The organism is Blautia glucerasea, from assembly GCF_020537505.1.
In the GTDB taxonomy this organism is placed as follows: domain Bacteria; phylum Bacillota; class Clostridia; order Lachnospirales; family Lachnospiraceae; genus Blautia_A.
In genome coordinates, this window is the sequence record NZ_JAJBMO010000008.1 from 148,341 (window position 1) to 171,500 (window position 23,160).

21 protein-coding genes are annotated in these 23,160 nt (G+C 45.5%); 2 read left to right on the forward strand and 19 right to left on the reverse strand.

Annotated elements, in window-relative coordinates; translation table 11 throughout:
• Positions 1-180: 180 nt before the first annotated feature.
• Positions 181-1,374, forward strand: coding sequence for a knotted carbamoyltransferase YgeW (gene ygeW / locus LIQ05_RS09325; protein WP_226820171.1), 1,194 nt, complete (start codon positions 181-183; stop codon positions 1,372-1,374).
• A 250-nt stretch (positions 1,375-1,624) separates the two neighbouring features.
• Complete coding sequence (gene arcC, locus LIQ05_RS09330) at positions 1,625-2,569, forward strand: carbamate kinase (RefSeq protein ID WP_226820217.1); 945 nt, start codon at positions 1,625-1,627, stop codon at positions 2,567-2,569.
• Between the two features lie 148 nt (positions 2,570-2,717).
• On the opposite strand, the gene LIQ05_RS09335 is transcribed toward arcC, so the two are convergent.
• The 19 genes from LIQ05_RS09335 to LIQ05_RS09425 all read right to left on the reverse strand — a co-directional run bounded on the left by LIQ05_RS09335 (position 2,718) and on the right by LIQ05_RS09425 (position 22,768).
• The gene (locus LIQ05_RS09335; protein WP_148463361.1) at positions 2,718-3,005 is read right to left on the reverse strand and encodes a BMC domain-containing protein; all 288 of its coding nucleotides are present in this window, start codon (positions 3,003-3,005) and stop codon (positions 2,718-2,720) included.
• A 23-nt stretch (positions 3,006-3,028) separates the two neighbouring features.
• Positions 3,029-3,328: a BMC domain-containing protein gene (locus LIQ05_RS09340; protein ID WP_226820173.1), complete on the reverse strand. Its 300-nt coding sequence runs from the start codon at positions 3,326-3,328 to the stop codon at positions 3,029-3,031.
• A gap of 229 nt (positions 3,329-3,557) precedes the next feature.
• Positions 3,558-4,220, reverse strand: coding sequence for a nucleotidyltransferase family protein (locus tag LIQ05_RS09345; RefSeq protein ID WP_226820175.1), 663 nt, complete (start codon positions 4,218-4,220; stop codon positions 3,558-3,560).
• Positions 4,217-4,942: a selenium cofactor biosynthesis protein YqeC gene (gene yqeC / locus LIQ05_RS09350; RefSeq protein ID WP_226820177.1), complete on the reverse strand. Its 726-nt coding sequence runs from the start codon at positions 4,940-4,942 to the stop codon at positions 4,217-4,219. Before yqeC ends, LIQ05_RS09345 begins: the two co-directional genes overlap by 4 nt.
• A gap of 147 nt (positions 4,943-5,089) precedes the next feature.
• Positions 5,090-5,908 carry a selenium-dependent molybdenum cofactor biosynthesis protein YqeB gene (gene yqeB, locus LIQ05_RS09355; protein ID WP_226820179.1) on the reverse strand — a complete coding sequence of 273 codons (819 nt, stop codon included), beginning with the start codon at positions 5,906-5,908 and terminating at the stop codon, positions 5,090-5,092.
• A gap of 291 nt (positions 5,909-6,199) precedes the next feature.
• The gene (gene xdhC, locus LIQ05_RS09360; RefSeq protein ID WP_226820181.1) at positions 6,200-6,691 is read right to left on the reverse strand and encodes a xanthine dehydrogenase subunit XdhC; all 492 of its coding nucleotides are present in this window, start codon (positions 6,689-6,691) and stop codon (positions 6,200-6,202) included.
• On the reverse strand, positions 6,688-7,671 hold the full coding sequence (xdhB, locus tag LIQ05_RS09365) for a xanthine dehydrogenase subunit XdhB (RefSeq protein ID WP_226820183.1): 984 nt from the start codon (positions 7,669-7,671) through the stop codon (positions 6,688-6,690). The genes xdhC and xdhB overlap by 4 nt, the downstream gene beginning before the upstream one ends.
• Positions 7,672-7,688: 17 nt before the next feature.
• Positions 7,689-9,962: a xanthine dehydrogenase subunit XdhA gene (gene xdhA / locus LIQ05_RS09370; protein ID WP_226820185.1), complete on the reverse strand. Its 2,274-nt coding sequence runs from the start codon at positions 9,960-9,962 to the stop codon at positions 7,689-7,691.
• 282 nt (positions 9,963-10,244) lie between these two features.
• Complete coding sequence (locus LIQ05_RS09375; RefSeq protein WP_226820187.1) at positions 10,245-10,736, reverse strand: 4Fe-4S binding protein; 492 nt, start codon at positions 10,734-10,736, stop codon at positions 10,245-10,247.
• Positions 10,737-10,739: 3 nt separating this feature from the next.
• The gene (gene xdh, locus LIQ05_RS09380; RefSeq protein WP_226820189.1) at positions 10,740-13,322 is read right to left on the reverse strand and encodes a selenium-dependent xanthine dehydrogenase; all 2,583 of its coding nucleotides are present in this window, start codon (positions 13,320-13,322) and stop codon (positions 10,740-10,742) included.
• 109 nt (positions 13,323-13,431) lie between these two features.
• Entirely contained in the window at positions 13,432-16,431 is a 3,000-nt protein-coding gene (ygfK, locus tag LIQ05_RS09385; protein WP_226820191.1) for a putative selenate reductase subunit YgfK, read from the reverse strand.
• Positions 16,432-16,433: 2 nt separating this feature from the next.
• The gene (gene ssnA / locus LIQ05_RS09390) at positions 16,434-17,771 is read right to left on the reverse strand and encodes a putative aminohydrolase SsnA (RefSeq protein ID WP_226820193.1); all 1,338 of its coding nucleotides are present in this window, start codon (positions 17,769-17,771) and stop codon (positions 16,434-16,436) included.
• A gap of 292 nt (positions 17,772-18,063) precedes the next feature.
• Positions 18,064-18,657 carry a histidine phosphatase family protein gene (locus tag LIQ05_RS09395; RefSeq protein WP_226820195.1) on the reverse strand — a complete coding sequence of 198 codons (594 nt, stop codon included), beginning with the start codon at positions 18,655-18,657 and terminating at the stop codon, positions 18,064-18,066.
• Positions 18,650-19,030: a bifunctional adenosylcobinamide kinase/adenosylcobinamide-phosphate guanylyltransferase gene (locus tag LIQ05_RS09400; protein ID WP_226820197.1), complete on the reverse strand. Its 381-nt coding sequence runs from the start codon at positions 19,028-19,030 to the stop codon at positions 18,650-18,652. The genes LIQ05_RS09395 and LIQ05_RS09400 overlap by 8 nt, the downstream gene beginning before the upstream one ends.
• Before the next feature lie 31 nt (positions 19,031-19,061).
• A complete protein-coding gene (gene cobS / locus LIQ05_RS09405) occupies positions 19,062-19,826 on the reverse strand; it encodes an adenosylcobinamide-GDP ribazoletransferase (RefSeq protein ID WP_318289518.1) in 765 nt (254 codons plus the stop codon).
• Positions 19,807-20,355, reverse strand: coding sequence for a bifunctional adenosylcobinamide kinase/adenosylcobinamide-phosphate guanylyltransferase (locus LIQ05_RS09410; RefSeq protein WP_226820199.1), 549 nt, complete (start codon positions 20,353-20,355; stop codon positions 19,807-19,809). The genes cobS and LIQ05_RS09410 overlap by 20 nt, the downstream gene beginning before the upstream one ends.
• 1 nt (position 20,356) lies before the next feature.
• Positions 20,357-21,409, reverse strand: coding sequence for a nicotinate-nucleotide--dimethylbenzimidazole phosphoribosyltransferase (gene cobT / locus LIQ05_RS09415; protein ID WP_226820201.1), 1,053 nt, complete (start codon positions 21,407-21,409; stop codon positions 20,357-20,359).
• Complete coding sequence (locus tag LIQ05_RS09420; protein WP_226820203.1) at positions 21,406-21,822, reverse strand: GtrA family protein; 417 nt, start codon at positions 21,820-21,822, stop codon at positions 21,406-21,408. The genes cobT and LIQ05_RS09420 overlap by 4 nt, the downstream gene beginning before the upstream one ends.
• The gene (locus LIQ05_RS09425) at positions 21,806-22,768 is read right to left on the reverse strand and encodes a glycosyltransferase family 2 protein (RefSeq protein WP_226820205.1); all 963 of its coding nucleotides are present in this window, start codon (positions 22,766-22,768) and stop codon (positions 21,806-21,808) included. The genes LIQ05_RS09420 and LIQ05_RS09425 overlap by 17 nt, the downstream gene beginning before the upstream one ends.
• Positions 22,769-23,160: the final 392 nt, after the last annotated feature.

A 23,160-nucleotide genomic window follows, 5' to 3' on the forward strand; every position in this document is an offset into this window, starting at 1 on the left:
TAAATACCAAAATATGAACTGCCGTGAGGTCTGGTGTGTGAATTGCATTTGGCAACCTGCACGCTCCTGGGGCAGGCAGCTATTCCAATGTGTCTGCTCCATACCTCCACTTTACACATATTGCTTTTTATTAATAGCCAGGTAAATTTTATTCATACTTAAAATATAAGGAGAAAATTCATGAAAACATTACAGGATTACATCGACAAACTTAACAGTCTCAACTTCAAAGAAATGTACAACAACGATTTTTTCTGGACATGGGACAAAACAGACGAGGAACTGGAGGCTGTTTTCACAGTTGCTGACGCTCTTCGTTTCATGAGAGAGCACAACATCTCCACAAAAGTATTTGAGAGCGGTCTTGGAATCTCTATTTTCCGCGACAACTCCACACGTACCCGTTTCTCCTTCGCTTCTGCCTGCAACCTTCTTGGACTTGAGGTACAGGATCTGGACGAAAAGAAATCCCAGATCGCACATGGTGAGACTGTCCGTGAGACAGCTAACATGGTTTCCTTCATGGCTGATGTGATCGGTATCCGTGATGACATGTACATTGGCAAGGGCCACGCTTATCAGCAGGAATTCATGAACGCTGTAACAGAGGGAAATAAGGATGGTATCCTTGAGCAGAGACCTACTCTTGTAAACCTTCAGTGTGATGTTGATCATCCTACACAGTGTATGGCAGATATGCTTCACATCATCCATGAATTCGGCGGTATCGAGAATCTGAAGGGCAAAAAGCTTGCTATGACATGGGCTTACTCACCTTCCTACGGAAAACCGCTCTCCGTTCCTCAGGGTGTGATCGGCCTTATGACACGTTTCGGTATGGACGTTGTTCTGGCTCATCCGGAAGGATATGACGTAATGCCAGAGGTTGAAGAAATCGCTAAGAAAAATGCTGAGAAATCCGGTGGTTCCTTCACAAAGACCAATAGCATGGAAGAAGCATTTAAAGATGCTGATATCGTTTATCCAAAGAGCTGGGCTCCATTTGCTGCAATGGAAAAACGTACCAACCTTTATGGAGAGGGCGACTTCGACGGAATCAATAAGCTGGAGAAAGAGCTTCTTGCTCAGAACGCAGAGCACAAAGACTGGGCTTGCACAGAAGAGCTTATGAAGACCACCAAAGACGGAAAAGCCCTTTACCTGCACTGCCTGCCAGCTGATATCACAGGCGTAAGCTGTGAGACCGGTGAGGTTGATGCAAGCGTATTTGACCGTTATCGTATCCCGCTTTACAAAGAAGCAAGCTTCAAACCATATGTAATTGCAGCAATGATCATGCTCTCCAAATTCGAAAACCCACAGGATATCCTGAAAAAACTGGAAGTAAAAGCTGCTCCGAGAATTATGGAATAATGCTTTTCAGGGGGCTGTAGGAATACAGCCCTTTTTTGTTCTCATTTTTGATGGTATTTCTAATATTTTATATACTTTTAATATAGTAGATTGTTATTTTATATATTTTTTATGATCATATTTATGAAAGTGAAGCGTTCTAAATTAATATCATTCGCAATAATTCGTAATCAAACAGTTTGCTCTGTTTACTTGTATTTTTCGTCGCTTCTATTACTTTCATAAACATTTTTCCAGGGAGGTTTCTATGATATATAAAAGAAAACGCATCGTGGTTGCCCTTGGTGGCAACGCACTGGGAAATACACTTCCAGAACAGATGATAGCAGTAAAATCTACTGCAAGGGCGCTCTGTGACCTTATTGAGGAAGGTCACCAGGTAGTTGTGGTTCACGGAAACGGGCCACAGGTGGGTATGATCAACAATGCCATGACTGCACTTACCCACGAGGATCAGACACAGCCAAACACTCCGCTCTCCGTCTGTGTAGCCATGAGCCAGGCTTACATCGGCTATGATCTTCAGAACGCACTCCGCGAGGAGCTTCGCAAACGTGGCTTTATGCGCACCCCGGTTGTCACCGTTGTCACCCAGGTTCGTGTCGATCCGGAGGATCCTGCATTTGAAAATCCAAGCAAACCAATCGGTAAATTTCTTACCAAGGAAGAGGCCGATTTCCAGGCAAAGGCTTACGGACATGTTATGAAAGAAGACGCAGGCCGCGGCTACCGCCGTGTGGTTGCTTCTCCCAAGCCAGTGGAAATCGTAGAGCAGGATGCCATCAACAGCCTTGTGGATGCCAACAAGATTGTCATCTGCTGTGGTGGTGGCGGAATCCCGGTAACCTTAGAAGGTCATCACTTAAAAGGCGCTTCTGCTGTCATTGACAAAGATTTCGCCAGCTGCCTGCTTGCAAAACAGTTAGATGCAGATATGCTGATCATTCTGACTGCTGTAGAAAAGGTCGCTGTTAACTTTGGTAAAGAGAATGAAAAATGGTTGGACGATCTTACCGTTTCCCAGGCTAAGAAATACATCGAAGAAGGCCAGTTCGCCGCCGGATCCATGCTGCCGAAGGTCCAGGCATGCGTAGACTTCGCCAGCTCTGGCACCGGCCGTACAGCTATGATCACCCTGCTGGAAAAGGCGAAAGATGGTATTATGGGAAAGACGGGGACACAGATTCATCTGTAAGAAGTGTTTTTGACGGACAAGGTCACCTAGATTACTTAGTAGGGTATGGTTTGCGCCATACCCTTTTTATAAACACGCTCTAGTACACATATAAAAAGAACTTTCTGTACCTCATCATTTTATAGTCTGCAGAAAGTTCTTTTCATTATCATTTGTGATGTTTCTCTTCCTCTTCTTCCACCAGTCTGGAAGTTTCTTCTGACGGTGCTGAAATCACGGCTGCTGCCACGATCTCACATGGTGGATTCTCCTTCACAGCATCTACAGCTGCCTTCACAGCGGCTACATCACCGCTTAAGAATACCGTTGCATGGCCTCCGCACTTGGTATGCCAGGTACGGAATTCTACATCTGATGTTTTCAGCATCTGGTCAAGGACAACTACTGCATTGCAGCTTCCCAGAACCTCTACTAATCCTAATGCTCCATAAGACATCTTCGCTTTCCTCCTGACATATTCTATTTGTTAATGGTCATCTTAAGTGCTGCTTCTGTATCTGCTGTGGGGGATGCGATCACCGTATGGGAAACAATCTTGCCAAGGGGTTTCGCTGTCTCTAATGCCACTTCCATGGCTGCATTTACATCAGAAACACTTCCACGCATCTTTACACATGCTCCACTTTTCAGTCGGTTTCTTTCTACGCTCTGTATTTTTACATTTGCAGCCTTGGACGCTGCGTCAAGAGCAACAAAGCAGGCTACCAGGTTATCCAGTTCAAACACCCCAACTGCCATGCCATCATAGTTTTCTGCCATTTTATCCTCCTTATAAGACGGGAAAATTGGTTATCGCTCACTTTATGCCTGCAGCACACCACAGAACTTTTCCTGTGAACAGAAATGAAAACACTTCTCCCGACTGCTTCCTTTTTAACTAGTATACCTTGTTTTTATTTTAATTACAAGCAATTTCTGGATGAGATCTCACATAAATTCACACAATTCAACAAAATTCCACACTTTATTTTCCTAAAGCGGGCGTTCTTTACAATTTAACATCCATATCAGTAAGTTCCCTTACATCATTCACTTTTAACACAGCCGTATCATCTCTGTGTGCAGTCATTACAGATTTACCGCCTTTATCTCCAGTGATGGAGAGCAGGGCGTCGTAGTATTTTTTTGTAAAAACACAGGGGTTGCCAAGTTTTCCTTCGCAGGAGACGCAGGCGATTCCTTTGCCTGAATTTTTCTGGAGGGTGATGAGCTGGTGGATTGTGGCGGTGGTGAGCCAGGGTTGGTCGGAGACAGTGAAAAGGCAGACGTCGGCATCTAAGTTGGCTTTTAGGCCAATTTTTAGGGAGGAGGAGATTCCTTCGTCTGGATGGGGATTGATGTATACGTTCGCGCCCAGTTTTCTTGCGGTCTGCTCTATTTCTTCGTATTGGGTGACTACTGTTATTTTTTTATAGCAATTGTCCCGTTTTACATTTTCATCCGAGGACGCAATTATTCTGTTGCTTTCTTCATTCTGTTTTTCACATCGCTCCAAGCTTTCATATTCATTTTTCTCAAGCAGTTCTGCTACCACCATCAGCTTCTCCAGAATATGCCGATACATGGGCTTTCCGTCGATCTCGTATAAAAGTTTATTGCTTCCAAACCGGCGACTGTTTCCAGCTGCCAGCATGATCAGTGCAATCTTCATATTTTTTCTGCCTCTCTTAAGCTGCCATATGCGGCTATGGTGCCTTGCTTTGCCAGGTCTTCTACTATGTGTTCTGCCGGGGAAGGATCGGGCAATACGTCTGCTTTGTTTAAATATACACGGTAAACTTTATGGTCTACATTTTTATACAAACCATGGACAGAGGTTGCTATTTTTTCTATGTCTTCTGGGGTAACAGGTGCTTCCAGATTTTTTTCCAGGAAAGAGCTGATGTATTCAGCGCGGTGGGCAGTCTCGCAGATTGGTCTGCCGAGGCAGTCCAGACCGATCACACTCACTACTACGTCTGCAAAATCGGGGATCACTGGTTCCCAGTCTGCAGGGACTTTCAAGGGTTTTCGCTTCGCTCCGTCCGCTTCGATCAGCATGACATCACAAAGAGGAACCATTTTTTTCAATTCTGCTTCCTCTATAGCACACATTTTCCCAGAGGACTCTTCGATATCAGCAACTGCCGTAAAGCCATGTTCTTTCAACATTTCCGGAGTCCTCTTAAGATCTGCACTCTTTACCAAAGGCAGCATGGGATTATAGGCCATATGGGTGGTTGTGGAAATGATCACCTTTTTACCCAAAGCCTGTAATTCTTCATTCAGACGGTAAATCAGGCTGGTCTTTCCTCCACCGCCTACCATAGCGATTACCTTGTATTGGTCTATATCAAGTTTTAATAAATCCAGAAAATAACCACTCTTTCTCATCCTGACCTCCTATGCACTCATTCTTCCAATCCAGGTTAATTTCATAACATTTCCAAACGAAAGCATGCTAATAACACAACGAGAACGTTGTCAGGGGCTCACGCAAACACACTCTAGAACGTTGCTCACACAAATTTAACTGGCTGCTTATTTCTCCGGCAGCACACCCTCGCTTAACAAAATCTCCACCACACTTCCGGCAATGCATCTGGCCTTATCTGAAATGGTAAAGCAGTTCTTTTTCTCCTCTTTTCTGGGGTCGATATCGGCAATTTTCATTCCAAGGGGAACATTGTAGCCTTCCTTTATAATGCCCCTCAATACGCCTGTTATAGAGGCTTCTACAGGGGTTTCTCCCACGTATGCAAGGATCTGTCCTTTCTCTACAATATCGGCGATATGGACGATATTATGGATTCTGCCGGCACCTGGAGAGTGGATCACACGTTCTTTGCTGACGCCGCCTACCATTCCGGGGATACCAGTGTTCGGTATGGCCGGGCCTTTGATAATAATTCTGGCAAGATCGTGGCCTCGCATAGTCTCCACAACGTAATCCACATCTTCACCTGCAGAGAAACCAGGTCCCAGACCAATGGTAAGAGGAGCCATATCTCTCGTAGTTCCAAGATTTCGCTTGGCAAGGATCGCGTCTACAAGGGCAGCCACCTTTCCCTGCGCTGCCAATTCGCCAATGCATTTGCCGGCCGGATCTACCATAAGGGGAATTTCTCCATTTTGCCAGACCCTCCTGCATTCTTCCAGGGATTCTATTCTTCTGCTGACCACCCCTTCTACAGCCGCCTCTCCATCGTATACGGCTTCACAAAATGCAACCTTTCTGCGGATTGCACTTGGTTTTTCACATTCTAAAATCAATATACGATAGCCACAGCGGTGCAGCCTATGAATCACGCCACTTGCCAGATCCCCGCCACCGCGGACTATTACACATTTATCACTCATACTTTTTCCTGTCCATTTTCGATATTTTAGAAAAGGCGGGGAATCCCCCGCCCTCTGTTATTTTTGTATTATAACAATATTGATGTATATTAATCATTTTTTCATTTAGTTCAATCATTTTCATAACAATGTTGTTTTTCAATTAATATTATAACACATTTTCCATTTACAGCATAGTATAAAATATATTTTTAATATAGAATCTCGGCGCGAAATCATGCGAATACATGATTTCTGTGCATCGCAAGGCGGTTACTGGTCACGAAGTGAACAGTAACTCTGCGGCTTAAATTATTTACCCCCAGCCTCCATATTCTCCTTATTCACCTTCTCTACCGCATTCACAATATTCTCATACCCGGTACAGCGGCAAAGGTTTCCTGCCATATGCTTGCGGATCGCGTCTCTTGTAAGCTTCTCGCCCCGCTCCAGAAGCACTGTGGCGGACAGGACAAAGCCTGGTGTGCAGAAGCCGCACTGGATGGCGCCTTCTTCAATAAAAGCTTCCTGGATCCTGGTAAGCCCCCCATTTTTCTCAAGGCCTTCCAGGGTTCGGATATTTTTACCCTCCGCCCAGACAGCCAGATAAATACAGGAATCAATGGTCTCGCCGTCAACGATCACAGTGCAGGCCCCGCACTCGCCTACTTCGCAGCCTTTTTTCACAGAGGTCAGTCCAAGGCGGTTGCGCAGCATGTCAAGAAGAGATTCTCTCACGTCCACGTACTCGGCTACCTCTTTTCCATTTACAATACACTGTACCAGCCGCATATTCTTTTTCATGACTGCTCACCTCCTGTTGCGTTTTCCATTTCTTCTGACCGCTGAGTTCCCTCAGTTTTGGTTTTTCCTGTGAAATCAGTTCTATTATCCGTAACGGTAACTCCCGTCACCATTCCTCTGCGAACACTTTCCTTCAACGCCCTTTTCGCAATCTCTCCGCCAATCTGAAGTCGGAACGCCTTAGAAGCCCGCCAGGAATCTCTCGGATTAATATCTTCCCTTACCAGCTCTTCCACCTTCTGGTAAAGCGCTTCCCCAATTTCCATACCCTTCAGCGCCTCTTCTGTCTTCTGACAACGATAAGGCACTGGCGCAGCGACACCAAAGGTAATCCTTACATCTTCCAGAACCTTCTCCAAAGGATCAATTTTGCTCACAACACTGCAGCTCAAGGTCGCAATATCCATTGCATTTCGCATGGAATATTTAATATAAAATCCATGATATCCCTGATAATCCTTCCCCGGGATCACAATATGGGTGAGCACATCCCCCTGATGCAGATCCACCTTGCCAGGTCCCAGGTAAAAATCCTTAATGGGAACCATCCGTCCGCCAGTACCATCTGCGATCCGAAGCATGGCATTCAGGGAAAATAACGTCGGCGCACTGTCCGCGCTGACTGCACCATTGCATACGTTTCCGCCAATGGTACCAATATTGCGTACCTGAGGTCCACCAACCTGGTCTACCGCTTCCCCCAGAACCGGGATCAGCTTCTGGATCACCGGATCACCAGTCACATGGGAAAAGGTAGTTCCTGCACCAATATAAATATCACCGGACTCCATCAGCTGGACTCCTTTCATTTCCTTAATATCACGGATGCTCACTAAGGATGTGCCTGCCATTTTGCCCTCGCGGATTTTGATCAGCACATCACTGCCCCCGGAGATCACCCTTGCGTCCGGATGCTCTTTCAGAAGAGTTACTGCTTCCTTAATGGTCCCTGCATTATAATAGTTTTCAATATCGTACATTCCTCATGCCCCCTTTCTCAGATCAGTCCGGCTTTTGTAAAGCCGTCTATCAGTCTTTGTGGTGTCAGAGGGATTTCGGAAAAGCCGACGCCAGTTGCATGAAGCACCGCATTTCGGATAGCCGGTGCCCCAGGAATTGCCGGAGGCTCGCCAAGAGCTTTGTTTCCATATGGGCCCATAGGATCGTTCAGTTCTACAAACTCCGCGGTCAGATCCGGCGTATCCATCATTGTCATCATTTTATAATCGAGCAAAGTCCCATTTAATGGTCTTCCAGTTTTCTCATCAATGAGAAGCTGCTCAGAAAGTCCATATCCCATTCCCATGAACATACCGCCATGAACCTGCATCGCTGCAAGCTGTGGGTTCAAAAGGATTCCACTGTCATGAACATTCACAATGTCCAGAACCTTGATCTTGCCAAGCTTCAGATCTACTTCCACTTCTGCAAAGCAGCAGCCACTGGCAACCGTATTCTTCTTCACCTGTCTGGAAACCTCTGCTGTAAGAACAGAAGAGTTACTCAGACTGTAATAGCTCTCCATAGCCAGATTCTCCAGGGAAACCGCAGGCTTGCCATCAGCCAGAATATAACCATCTTCCAGTTCCAGCCGGTCCACATTACCCGGAACCAGAGTTCTGGCATATTCCAGAATTTTCTGCTTCAGCTGCTGCGCACATTCCTTCACAGCTGTACCGGTGACAAAGGACTGTCTGGAAGCATACGCACCTGTATCAAAAGGCGTCACATCTGTGTCCTGCCGGGTTACGATATGTACCCTGGAAAGATCCATATGTAAGGTCTCTGCTGCCATTTGGGAAAATACAGTATCAGCGCCCTGTCCAATCTCTGTAGCACCAACCTGCAGCTGTACACTGCCATCCTGATTCAGGGAAAGTCTGGCGCCTGCGATTTCCAGGGAAATCGGCCATACACCAGTCTTATAGGAAAACAGTGCCATGCCTACACCACGCCGGATATCACCAGTCTGGTTCTGATATGCTTTCCGTTTCTCATCCCAGTGAATATACTCTGCGCCCTTTTCCAGACACTCAAAAATGCCGTTGGTATTGGCTGCGATCGGCTTCAGATAGGCATCCTCATAATAACCATGGATCAGATTTTTCCTGCGGAATTCCAGCGGATCCATGCCGATCTCATAAGCAATATCATCCATAAAACTCTCTGTGGCAAAGCAAACCTGCGGAATACCATAGCCTCTCATGGCGCCTGCTGTAGGACAGTTGGTATAGACAGTATAAGCCTCTCCACGGATATTGGGACAGGCATACTGAAGCCTGCTGGCTGTCAGACCATTGGCTGCAATGGCATGTCCATGGGAAGCATAAGCGCCCTGATTGGAATAGGTAGTCATTTCCTTTGCAAGAAGATGCCCCTCTTCGTCCACTCCCGCTTCCATATCATATTCAATGGAATGACGGGTTCTGGTATTGGTAAAAGTCTCCTCACGTGTAAGCTCGATCTTTACCGGACGGCCGCCCACCTGCATGGTAAGAAATGCATTCAGTGGCTCATAAAGCACCTCCTGCTTATTTCCAAAACCACCGCCTACATATGGCTTGATCACACGTACCTGCCCCCATGGGATTCCCAGTGCCTGACCAACAACACGGCGTACAATATGGGGGATCTGTGTGGAAGAAACCACCACGATCCTGCCTTTTTCCATATAGGCATAAGAAATATTGTTCTCAATGTGACAGTGCTGGACAATAGGAGTCTTATAGCTTCTTTTCAGCTTTACGGCAGCCTTCTCCATTGCATCGTCCACATCCCCGATTGCAAAGCTGGACCTGGCCAGAATATTATCCTTCTTTTCCAGATGAATGGGATGCTCCGTTCCCCGCATGGAAATCTTCGGACTTATAACCACCGGATACTCCTCATATTCTACTTTGATCAGCTTCAAGGCACGGGAAGCTGTCACCTCGTCTTCTGCAACAACCGCTGCAATATCATCCCCATAATAACGTACTCGTCCAGTGAGCAGATTGCGGTCTGCCACATCCTGGTGTGCAAGCTCCACAGACCAGGGATGTCCTGGTGTGGGATAACAATGATTCGGTACGTCCTGAAAGGTAACTACCTTTACTACGCCGTCCAGAGCCTCTGCTTCGCTGGTATCAATGGATTTTACCACGCCGTTTCCGATCTTTGCATGATAAACCCTGGCTACCAGACACTTATTCAGAATCAGGTCATCTGTAAATTTCGCACGTCCTGTCACTTTCTCATAAGCGTCTACTCTTGGAACACTCTTTCCAATCATATGCTTCACCTTCTTTACATTTTTTCAGCGGATGCCTCCAATCCGCGCTTTACCACCTCATAAAGGAATGGCCGACGCCGTTCAAAAAACAAGTTTACGGTTCTTCTTTGAACTGGTCGTCGGCCCTTAATGCATCTTCTTTTTCCGTCTCACCAAAAAATATTGTACAAAATATTCTTTTATGCAAAATAATTGTATCACATTTCTCCGGTATTACGCAATAATTTTATAAATATTTTTGCTTTTTCCTCTGTATATTTTTGAAATTTCTGTAAATTTGCCCTACTCTTTCGCCGTATAAATTCCCCGCAGATCATAAATTGCGTGCCTCGGACATTTTACAGCGCACATACCGCAGCTCAGGCAGATAGACTCTTCAAGCACTGCACAATTCTCCATAACCCGGATTGCCCCTGCCGTACAGGTTTTCTCACAGATTCCACAGCCAATACAACTGACCTCACACTGTTTCTTCGCCTCTGCACCTTTACTCTTGTTGGAGCATTTTACCACGATCCAGTTGGCGCACTCGTGAACATGAATGATCTTCTGGGGACATACCTTCCCACAAGCCCCACAGCCGATACATTTCTCTTCGTCCACTTCTGCCACTCCATACTGATTCAGGGAAATAGCACCGAATTTACATTTCTTCACACAGGCCCCACAGCCAATACATCCGTCTTTGCATCCGGCGTCACCCGCTGTGGCCCTGCATCCCCCATTACATGCCACAACAGCTGACCGGTATGGAAATTTCTTCTTTACTGCCATCTCTCATCCCTTCCTTTCATATGGTGTTCCAGTAAGAGGAAGGCTGTAACGCCTTACACCATCTCTTCGGAAATAGGCATCTGCTATTGCCGGTGCAGTGGGAATAGATGTAATCTCTCCAATACCAATGGCACCACAGGCAACCTTAAGACCAGGCTTGTCAATGACAATGGCATCAATCTTCGGAATCTCATGAGCACGGAAAAGACCTAAAGAACCGTATTTGGAAATCGGTTTACAATTCTCATCAATTGGGTATTTTTCCCGTAGTGCAAAACCCATGGACATTACCACACCGCCCTCGATCTGGCCTTCACAGGACAAAGGATTTACCGCTTTTCCCACATCATGGGCAGCCACTATCTCCTCGATCCTTCCATTTTGGGAATCCAGGATACAAACCTGGGTAGCATAACCATAAGCTACATGGGAAACCGGATTTGGTACATTGGCACCAAGAGGATCTGTCTTGGCAAGGTACTCTGCATAGTAAACCTTACCGATCATATCTTCTACCGTTAATCCTGCTTTTTTATCTTCCATCAATTTCTCACAGGCCCTTCTGCAGGCTTCTCCTGTAACAAGCGTCTGTCTGGAGCCAGATGTGGTTCCGGAATCTGGAGAAATCCAGGTATTGCTGCGTTCGTAAACGATGTCCTCTCTTTTTACATCTGTATTGCTTACGATCATCTGCGTCAGAACAGTGCCAAGTCCCTGTCCAATGCAGGAGGCCCCTGAATAAATATGAAGCTTCCTATCTTCTTCATAAATCAGCTTCACACGGCCAGTATCCGGAATTCCAACACCAACGCCTGCATTCTTCATAGCACAGCCAATTCCTACCGCTTTTCCCTCTGCCAGAGCAGCATCATATTTCGGCTTTACTGCCTCTAAGGTCTCCACAAGACCGGTGGAATCGTCTACGATCTGACCATTTGGAAGAGTCTCCCAGGGACGAATGGCATTGCGGTAACGGATCTCCCAAGGCGTAATCCCCACCTTATCTGCCATCATATTCAGAAGTGTCTCTGTGGCAAAACAGGTCTGGGTAACTCCAAAACCGCGGAATGCTCCTGCCGGTGGATTATTGGTATAATAAGCAGTTCCCTCAATCTCAAAGTTTTCGTAGTGATAGGGCCCTGCTGCGTGCGTGCATGCACGCTCCAGAACCGGACCTCCAAGAGATGCAAATGCACCTGTATCTGAGGCAACCTTTGCCTTTACGCCCATGATATTTCCATTCTCATCACAGCCCATGGTCATGTCCATATAAAATGGATGCCGCTTGGGATGAACAAGCAGGGACTCCGCTCTTGTAAGCTTCATCTTAACCGGTTTCTTCGTCACATAAGTAAGAAGTGCGCTTAAATGCTGCACTGTCATATCTTCCTTGCCGCCGAATCCACCGCCTACCAGGGCATTCTGCACTTTTACTTTGTCTGTACCAAGGACTAAGCTGCATTCGTGCAGCGTCTGGTGTGCTGACTGGTCTGTGGAATATACAAAAACATCTCCGTCTTCATCATAGAAAGACACCGCACATTCCGGTTCCAGGAACGCATGCTCGCTCCATGGTGTCTCAAAATGATGGGAGATCACATATTTTGACTTCTCGATAGCCTCTGTGGCATTTCCCCTGCTGATGTGCTTGTATGCGCAGATATTATTCTCTTCCTCATCAAATACCTTTGGTGCATCTTTAGCTGCTGCCTTTTCAATGGTATAAACGTGAGGAAGCACCTCATACTCAACCTTGATCAGCTTTACTGCCTTATCCGCGGTCTCTTTGTCCTTAGCCGCTACAAGTGCAATGGCATCTCCCAGATAATGGGTAAGGCCACCTACCGGAATCAGGGTATACTGATCGTGTTTCAGATGCCCGATTTTATTTTCCCCAGGAATGTCCTCAGCGGTAACAACCGCCTCAACTCCAGGAAGTTCCAGTGCCTTGGACTTATCAATGGAAAGCACTCTGGCCCTTGGATATTTGCTTCGTAAAGCAGAGCCATAAAGCATGCCCTCCAGGTAAAAATCGTCTGGATATTTGCCAGTGCCAAGAACCTTTTCCCCCACATCGATTCTTGCCACACGGGATCCAATATGCCAGTCGTTGTTCATTTCTTCCGGAAGTATACCCTCCTGCATAACTTTGGCTGCAATCCGTACTGCATCTATAATTTTTACATACCCGGTGCAACGGCAATAATTATTCCGCAGGGCATATTTGATTTCCTCGTCAGTAGGCTCTTTATTCACGTCCAGAAGAGCCTTGGTACACATTACCATGCCGGGAATGCAGAAGCCACACTGTACGGCACCGGCTTTTCCGTAGGCATAGGTATATACCCTTTCTTCCCAATCGGTCAGCCCCTCTACTGTAATGATATTTCTGCCATCCAGCAGATCTGTATCTGGCACACAGGCCTTACAGGTTCTGCCATCGATGATCACGGTACAGGCTCCGCAGGCACCCTCACTACAGCCATCTTTTACAGAAGTCAGATGTAACTCATCACGGAGAAATCTGAGCAGCTTCTGATTTTTTTTCGCCTCTACCTGCTGGCCATTGACTGTAAATACTGCCATGTTGGACTCTCCTTTCTACTACACCCATGAAAGTCTGTTCCATGACTTTCACTATAATAGATACTGTCCACAGCCCCTTCTAAAAGCTGTGGACAGCATTTCTATCATTTTATTTTGTTATCAGATATCCATAATCGTTGATAACTGCACAGATCAGTTTCTTCAAGCCATCGTACAGCTTGTCTGCAGGATCGTCCGCCTTGCAGTCTGTGATCTGTCCAACAAATCTGACCTTGCAGGTCTTGCTCTTTTTATCCAGAACCACAAATCCGTCATTCTTACTGTCTGCCATGTCTTTCTCATTTGCAAACAGAGTGAATTTATCCTTGTATGGTGCGCTTGCGTATGGGCAGAAGCTCTTGCAGTTTCCACACTCGTTGCACATGTAATCTACATGGATCACCTGGTTCATAGCCATTCCAGGAACCTTGACGGAAATATTTGCGCGGTTCGGGCAGACATCCACACAGTTCTCACAGACCTTGTTACAGGTGAGACATCTCTCTTCCTCGCTCTTCGCTTCCTTGCTATGTTTCAGAATACCTTTCTTTGCAAAGCAGTCTGCTTCTTCCCCTGCTGTTGCAGCATCCTTTGTGATCTCTTTACCAAGGATATCCTTTACTGCCAACTGTGCGTCACGGATTCCCTCTACGATAGTAGCAGCACCTTTTGCGCCATCACCAGCAACATAGACACCGCTTACACTGGTTTCAAGAGTCTTATCGTTAATTTTTGCTTTTCCTCTTTCGTCTACTGCGATCTGGTTTGCAGTATAGAAATCGGTATCGATCTTCTCTCCAACGGCTACGATCACGGTATCAGCCGGAACCTCTGTTACATCGGCTGTTTCAATCACGCTTGCACGTCCGGAGGCGTCCATCTGGCCAAGCTCCATCTTCTTACAGATCAGTCTGCCGTCCTCAAGGCTTACCGGGGAAAGAAGCTCTTTGAACTCAACACCTTCCTCCAGAACTTCCAGAAGCTCATCCTCTGCTGCCGGCATGTAACGTTTGGTTCTTCTGTATACAAGATAAACGTGCTCTACGCCTTCTGTACGCTTTGCAGCTCTTGCAGTGTCCATAGCAGTGTTTCCGCCACCAATTACTACTACATTTTTACCGATATTCAGCTTACCATCCTTTGCCTTGAAATCACGGAGGAATTTCAGGGCGTTAACAGTCTCACCTTTTTCCAGTTTCAAGGTACCAGGCTTTCCAGCTCCGATTGCCAGGATCACAGCATCATAACCCTGTGCTTTCAGTTCTGCTACAGAAGTAATTTCTGTGTTGGTACGGATCTCTACCCCCATCTTCTGGACGAAGGAGATGTCTTTGTCAATGGCATCATTTCCAATACGGAAGCCTGGGATCACATAACGGATCACGCCGCCGGCTTTCTCTTCTTTTTCAAAAATGGTAACTGCTGTGCCTTCTCTTGCAAGGAAATAAGCTGCTGCAATACCAGCAGGACCACCGCCTACTACTGCAACCTTCCTGCCGTTTGGCTCACCAGCCTTGATCTCACCGATCAGCTGCTCATAGCCATGTTCTGCTGCTGTCAGCTTGGTACCACGGATATTTACAGATTCCTCGTAGAAATTACGGGTACATTTAGTCATACAGTTGTGTGCACATAAGGTACCTGTAATAAATGGCAGGGCATTCTTCTCCAGAATCACTTCAAGTGCTTCTTTATACCTGCCCTCACCAGTCAACGCTACGTACTGTGGAATATCCTGGTGGATTGGACATCCTTCGGAACATGGTGCATAGAAGCAGTCCAGAAGAGGAACTTCCTTTGTGCTCTTTCTATTGGGGATCGACTTGATGTTTTTCACATGATGGGCATCTGTGATGGCATCTGTGGCCAGCTTCTTCAGCGCATCCACATCAATTCCTTCCCATTTCTTCGGACAGATTCCTTCCACTTTATCTGCCACCTGGGTGAATCTCTGGTAGCCACCTGTCTTCAAAAGGGTGGTCGCCATGGTTACAGGCCAGATACCGCATTCCACGATTTTGTCAATATTGTAATAATCTGCGCCGCCAGAATAGGAAATCCGGAGCTTTCCTGCAAATTCTGCTGAAAGTTTGGCTGCAAGGGAAATGGACAGCGGGAATAAAGCTTTACCCGACATGTACATTTCCTCACTTGGAAGCTCATTTCTGGTAACGTCAACTGGGAAAGTATTGGTAATTTTCACACCAAACTCCAGACCCAGCTCTTCGGATAATTTCATCAGACGGGTCAGCATAGGAACTGCATCCTCATACTGCAGATCGTCTCTGAAATGGAAATCACCGAATACCATATAGTCATATCCCATCTCATCCATGGTCTTTCTCGCGAAATCATAGCCAAGAAGAGTAGGATTGCATTTTACAAAGGTGTTCAGATGCTTCTCTGTAAGAAGGTAATTTGCAATGCTCTCAATCTCCTGTGGAGGGCATCCATGCAGTGTGGAGATCGTAGCGGAATTACAGATATTGGACGGAATCGCTTCAATGTCTTCTCTGGTGAAGTTCTGAAACTTGTCGGCATGATCCAGAAGCCATTTCTTACATTCCTGGAAAACAGCGGTGTCCTTCGCTTCCATCATTCCATCAATAAAGGTATTGACCTTATCACCCTTAATTCCTGCAAGGTCATATCCTACAGAAATATTAAACTGGAAGCCATCCTGTGCGCCCAGGCCAAACTCCTTAGCCATTACGTGAAGGATAAACCATGCCTTAATGTACTCTCCCATTGCATCCGGAACCGTCAGCTCTGTAGACCACTCACAGTTATATCCCTCATCATCTGCAAGAATACAGGGTTTATTTACACATGCAGAAAGCTCTGCCCCGTCCATCTTCTGAACTGTCTTCAGTTCGAAGAAACGCGCTCCTGCATAGTAGGATGCAATGATATTCTGAGCCAGCTGGGTATGGGGACCGGCTGCCGGTCCCACTGGTGTCTCCAGATTTCTGGTGAAAATGGTCATATCATTCTTCGCATCCGCTGTATATGGACGATGTACCCCAAATACCGTATCCTGCCCCTTTTTCTCCTGAAGGACCCAGTCCATCAGCTGCCCAAAAGGCATACATGTCATAATATCGCTCATACTTATTTTCCTCCGTTAATATCATCTGCCAGTTCCTGTGCAGACTGACGGCAGTCAGCCATAACCTTGTCCACGTCACAAACCAGCACTTCTCTGTCTTTCATAAGGACCTTGCCATTACATACCGTGGTCACTACATCGTGTCCTGTAGTTCCGAACAGAAGATGTCCGTTTACATTGTCTGCTCTCATAGGAGTCAGCGGGTTGTAATCCATTACGATCACATCTGCTGCTGCACCTTCCTTCAGAACGCCCAGCGGTTTCTTAAAGTAGCGGTTGGCAATGATGGCATTGTTCTCAAAGAGCATCCTGGGAACCTCACCCCATGCAGCGTTCGGGTCACAGAGATGATGCTTATGAAGGATATTTGCAACCTTCCAGGATTCCAGCATATCATGGGTATATCCGTCTGTTCCAAGTCCGGTAACGATTCCCTTATGTACCAGCTCCATGGTAGGAGGGCATCCGCAGGCATTTCCCATATTGGATTCCGGATTGTGGACAACCATGGTATCAGTCTCTTTGATCAGATCCATCTCATGCTCGTTAATATAAATACAGTGTCCAAGAAGTGTCTTTGGTCCAAGGATATTCCAGTCGTAAAGTCTGTCTACAATTCGTTTGCTGTGCTCCTTCAGGCACTGGTGAAGGTCATAAATGCCTTCTGCAACATGGATATGGTAGCCAACACCCTCTGGCTTCAGCTCATTACACAGCTCCATGGTCTCATCGGAAATTGTGAAGGAAGCGTGCATACCCATCATGGCAGCGATCATGTCACTGTCATCCGCCAGTGCGTGTTTGATAAAGTTCACATTCTCCATCACAGATTCTCTGGATTTGTCCATGCCGTCACGGTCGGAAATCTCATAGCAAAGACAAGTACGTACCCCAAGCTCTTTAGCTGCTGATTCAATGGCGTTAAGAGAACCTGTAATATGTCCAAAACTTGCGTGATGGTCGAATACTGTAGTTACACCATTACGGATGCTGTCGATATAGGTAGCCATTGCAGAAAGTCTGGTCTGCTCCAATGTAAGATGACGGTCAATGGTCCACCACTGTCCATCCAGAATATCCAGAAATCCCTTAGGATTGTACCCTTTAATACTCAGTCCTCTGGCAAAAGAGCTGTAGATATGCTCGTGGGTATTGATAAATGCAGGCATGATGACTCCGCCTCTGGCATCTACAAATTCTCCGTCCGGATATGCTTTCTTTACCTCATCTGTAGTCCCCACCATAACTATGGTGTTACCATCCATTGCAACTGCGCCGTTCTCTATAAATGCATTAGATGCATCCCGTGTGATCATTCTTCCATTACCAATAATAAGCATATGGCATCCTCCTTTACTTAGTGAAATTGTCGAATCAAAAAGCACAATTCAACATTTTTTAGGATATTTTATACAGTTAATGTAACATATTCCCTTACAAATTTCAATAGTAATTCTAAAAATATTTTTGGCTTTCTCAAAATTTTTGTTCAGTTAAACTAACCTATTATACGAATTTTCCCGTTATACGCAAACAAGGCAGCCCGCTGTTGTAGCGAACTGCCTTGCTCTATCTTCTATAAAAAATATTCACCTTTCAATTCCATTGCATATACACATAAGATGCTGTTTTCTACAATTCCCGGATCATATGTAAAAACTGCCTGCCTTTTTTCCATAATTCAGGATCAATTTCCACTTCATATCCCTTGCCATTCTTCACATGCCAGTCATAAAAGGAACGTTCTTCATCTGCATATTCTTCCATAATGTTCATGATGGTACCGCCATGCACCACCAGAGCCGCAGTAGAAAGCATTCCCCGGATACAGCCGTTCACAGCTTTCTGAAAGCCCACTACATTTCGTTTCTTAAATTCCTCCCGGCTCTCTCCTTCTGGAAATGGCAGCAGCCCGCCAGAATCGATCCAGGCCTGATAGTGCTCGTTTCCATCCAGTTCCAGATAATTTTTATTTTCAAACTCTCCGAAATCACATTCTGCAAGCTCATCTATAATGTTCAGCTTTTTCCCGGGAAAAAGAATTCTGGCAGTCTGGGTGCATCGAAGCATTGGACTTGCATATACGGCCTGTACAGCCGGATAATCTATCTGTTCCAGCCTGCTTTCTGCCTCAGGGCAAAGGGGTTCGTCCGTTCTTTTTCCTATGTATCTTTTTAATTTATTGCCTTCAGTTTCCCCATGACGGATCAGTAAAAGCTTAAGCATTCTTGATCACCGTCCCAATTCCGCAAACTACACGCGTTACCTTACTGCATTTGGCCGCCAGGCTTGTACAGACTCTTCCCACAGCTTCCCGGTATTTTCGGTCAAAAGCATCCATCGGGACAACACCATATCCCACTTCCTGACTCACCAGAATAATGTCTGGATTTTTCTCAGACAATTCTTCTGCCAGGTCAGTCACATCCTGGTCTGCTTTTAATTCTTTTTTGATGTACTCCTGAAAATCCAGAACACCATCTGCTGTCATCAAATCCTCTTTTTCCAGATCAGCTCCATTTTTCCAATCAACTTCAGGATGCGTTTCCCTCGCGTAAGCGCTTTTTCCCTGAAACGCCCCTCCAATGATCATTTCCATCTGTATCTTTCCCCTTTCTTTTCCCTGCTCTTTAGACCCACACAGATGCTATCGCAAGCAAAATCGCCATTGTCACCTCGCAGAGGCAAAGAAAATAGCCTGCCAGGTCGCCTGTGATCCCCCCAAAGTATTTCATGGCTTTGTGATGATAGTAAAGAAAACAAAAAGCAGCTGCGGCAAACGCCAAAACACCAAGTATGGGCTGGATCCACACCATTAACACCAGAAGGATTCCAAGATAAAGGATCAGCACATTTCTCACGGTCATTTCTTCCGCTTTTCTGGAAAATTCTGCCACGGTTCCATCTTTACGTGCTTTGGGAAATGTCATAACACTGATCCCGGAAAAGCATCTGGAAACCATAAATCCCAGAGCCATGATCAAAAGAGCCGGTTGATTGGTCCAAAGCTGACTGTAAGCACCATACCAGGCAAGAAAATAAACACATGCTGTAATAACCGCAAATGCACCGGCATGGGAATCTTTCAGTATTTCAAGACGCCGTTCCCGCTCCTGCCAGGAACTTAAAGCATCGGAAGTATCCAGAAGGCCATCTACATGAATACCTCCTGTCACCAATACCGGAACCAGCACAAGAAACGCTGAAACAAAGGTTGGATGAAATCCGAATTTTTCGCCAGCCCAGCCAACCAGATAAGAAAGAGCTCCGATCACCAGACCAATAAATGGAAAAAAGCAAAAGGTATATTTCATATTCTCTTTGTTCCAGTCGGCCCTTGGCATGGGAATTTTGGAATACATAGCAAAGGCCACTTTAAAGTTGTTCCACAGCATTTTCAACACCTTTTCCTCCTTTGTGCCAAATGGGGATTCCATATACCACTTCCACTACCTCATCTGCCATTTTCCCAATGCTCTGGTTGATTTTCCCCAGATATTCCAGATAGCGTACTGTATCCCCTTCATAGGCAGCTGCTTCCGAAAAAATCTCATTGGTAACGATCACCAAATGGCGCACCTGACTCTTTAGCTTCTTTACGCCTTCCATAATTTCTTCCACAGTATTTTCACCTGCTCCATCTTCTTCGAACATTTCATTGGCAGCAAGATTGGACATACATTCTAAAAGAACTCCCCCATCTTCTGAAAAATCCAGATTTTTTAATCCGGTATAGCACTCCACTGTCTCGAAGCCTTTTCCAGCACGCATGTTTCGATGGCGGACTACACGTTTATGGCTTTCCTCATCATAAGGGTGCATGGTAGCAACATAAATTCTTTTTCCCGGTCCAAAGGATAAGATCTTATCCTCAGCAAAAGCAGATTTCCCACTTCCGCTTCCACCGGTTACAACTGTCATCATCTTATTTCAGCTCCTCGTATTGATCTACGTGTATGTCATCAAAGGTACTCAACGTATTGTAAAGGGTAGCTCCCATGTCAAGGAACGGACAAAGTGCAATGGCTCCAGTTCCCTCTCCCAGACACATATCTGCATGGAGAACCGCTTCTTTTCCCAATTTTTCCAAAACAAGATGGGCTGCTGGCTCTTTAGATACATGACTGGCGATCATATAATTTACAGCTTCTGGGCACAATCTGATAGCAACAAGTGCTGCAACACCTGAAATAAATCCATCGATCAGAACCGGGATCTGCAAAGCCGCACCACCCAGATAAACGCCTGCCATTCCCGCAATATCAAGGCCGCCAACTTTAGAAAGAACATCCACCGGATCCTCTGGATCTGGCTTATTCAATGCAATGGCCTTTTTGATTGCATCAATCTTACGGGTAAGTCCATCACTGGAAAGTCCGGCTCCCCGTCCTGTCATCGTTTCTACCGGCTGATCCAGAAGCACAGATGCAACAGCACTGCTGGTGGTTGTATTTCCAATTCCCATTTCTCCAGTCGCCAGAAGACGGTAGCCCTCTGCTTTTAGCTCCTTTGCCATAACAATTCCAGCTTCAATGCCCTTCACAGCCTCTTCTCTTGTCATAGCCGGACCTTTTGTCATATTGCGGGTTCCGTACATTACCTTCAGGTCTGTACGGGCTGTGGTATCTCTTACCATTCCTACATCTACTGGCTTTACAGCCACACCGCACTGGTGGCACATTACACATGCAGTGGTAGTTTCTTTCACAAAGTTATCCGCCACAATAGCCGTAACTTCCTGTCCAGTCTGGGTAACCCCTTCTTCTACCACTCCATTGTCGGCACACATGGCAACCAACGCCTTTTTGCTGATGTCTACTTTTACCTCACCTGTGATTCCCACAACCTGTGTGATCAGATCTTCCATTTTTCCAAGAGAATGAAGAGGTTTGGCAATACTATCCCAGCGCTTTCTGGCCGTTTCCATCTTTTCTTCATCCAGAGGCTTTATGCTTTTTAGTGTCTCTTCTAATGTCATGATTTCCTCCCACTGGTAAATACCAGGAATTTACTGAATATGTAGTTCAGCGCAAGAACAACAAACTGGGTAATGAATTTTCCCACCATATCATTCATATGCATGATTTCTGCAAAGAACCATACTCCGCCAACTTCGATCACCATAGTCACCAGTCTGGCGCCAATAAATTTACAAAAAGGCTGAATATGATCTTTGAGGGTTTCACATTTATCCTCAAAAACAAATTTGGAGTTTACTACATATGCAAAAAGAATTGCTAAAATAATAGAGATTACATTCGCAATCTCTCTTTGCACTCCAATCTGGCGCAAAATAAAAAAGCTTACCAGATTCACAAGTGTCGTGCATCCGCCAAAAAAAACATACCGGACAACATCACTGGCATACAATTTTTTAATAAGCGCTGTCATGATTTACCTCCTGATACACATCCTTTTTTCCACGCACAATCTGGGAAATAATGTAGCGTGGACGCCGCTTTACTTCTTCGTATATTTTCGCAATGTAATAACCAATAATTCCAAGGCTGAGCATGATCGCACTTCCAATCAGAAGAAGCACGATTAATGTAGTGGTGTAACCTTCCACTGCCTGTCCTGAAAAAAACTGAACTAACGAATAAATAATCAAAATCAAGGAACATCCAAAACAGCAGCCGCCTACAATTGTTACAAACTGTAATGGCACAGTGGTAAATGCCACAATATTGGTAAAGGCATACTTCACCAGAGACCAGGTTGACCATTTGGACTGTCCCGCTTCTCTGTCATGTACTTCGAATTCTACATAAGTCGTTTTATAACCTACCCAGGATGAGGTTGCCCGGAAAAACATATTTCTCTCCGGCATAGAAAGTATACTGTTTACAGCTTTTCGATCCATCATCTTAAAATCAGAGGCATTCTGCATATTTACACCGGTTGCCTTTGACATGATACCGTAGAAAAAGCCTGCACTTTCCTTATGGAGTAAGCTTTCTGTTCCTCTTGATTTCTTAACCCCTTCGATCACTTCCCATCCCTGTTCCCAGAGATGATACATTGGAATCAGGGTTTCCGGTGGGTGTTGTAAATCACAATCCATGACGGCAACTACATCCCCGGTTGCCTGTGCAAGTCCTGCATATACGGCTGCTTCTTTTCCAAAATTTCTGGAAAAATGAACGCCAAGGACGTTCACATCCTTTTCGCCAGCTTTGGTAATTTCATCCCAGGTTTTATCCTTTGAACCATCGTCGACAACCACCAATTCATAGGAAATACCTGCTTCTGATAAAACCTCATGAAGTACCCGACAGGTTTTCCCTACCATCAATTCTTCATTATAGGCTGGCAGAACTACTGATAATCTGCTCATTTTTCATCCTCTTCCCTGCAATCATGCAACATTTTTGTATTACTGCTGCATAGGCAGTTTCTTATTATTTCTCATTTTCAATGTTCCCATTATATTACAAATCTATTTTCCAGGCAACCTAAATTGCTATTCTTCAAACATTCTTAAGACTTTTTTTATTTTCAGGTTTATATAATTTAAACAAAAAAAACGATAACCAACCGGCTACCGTTTAGGTTCTGTACCTTCAAAACTACATACATGCTACATCCTAATGGAATCATTCTTCAACCTTGCGAATAAATCGGAAGTTCCATCTCACTTCGTTCAATGGAACGACCTGCGCGCTTTGCGCTTAGGTCAAGCCCTCACCCTATTAGTAACAGTCAGCTCCATGTGTTACCACACTTCCA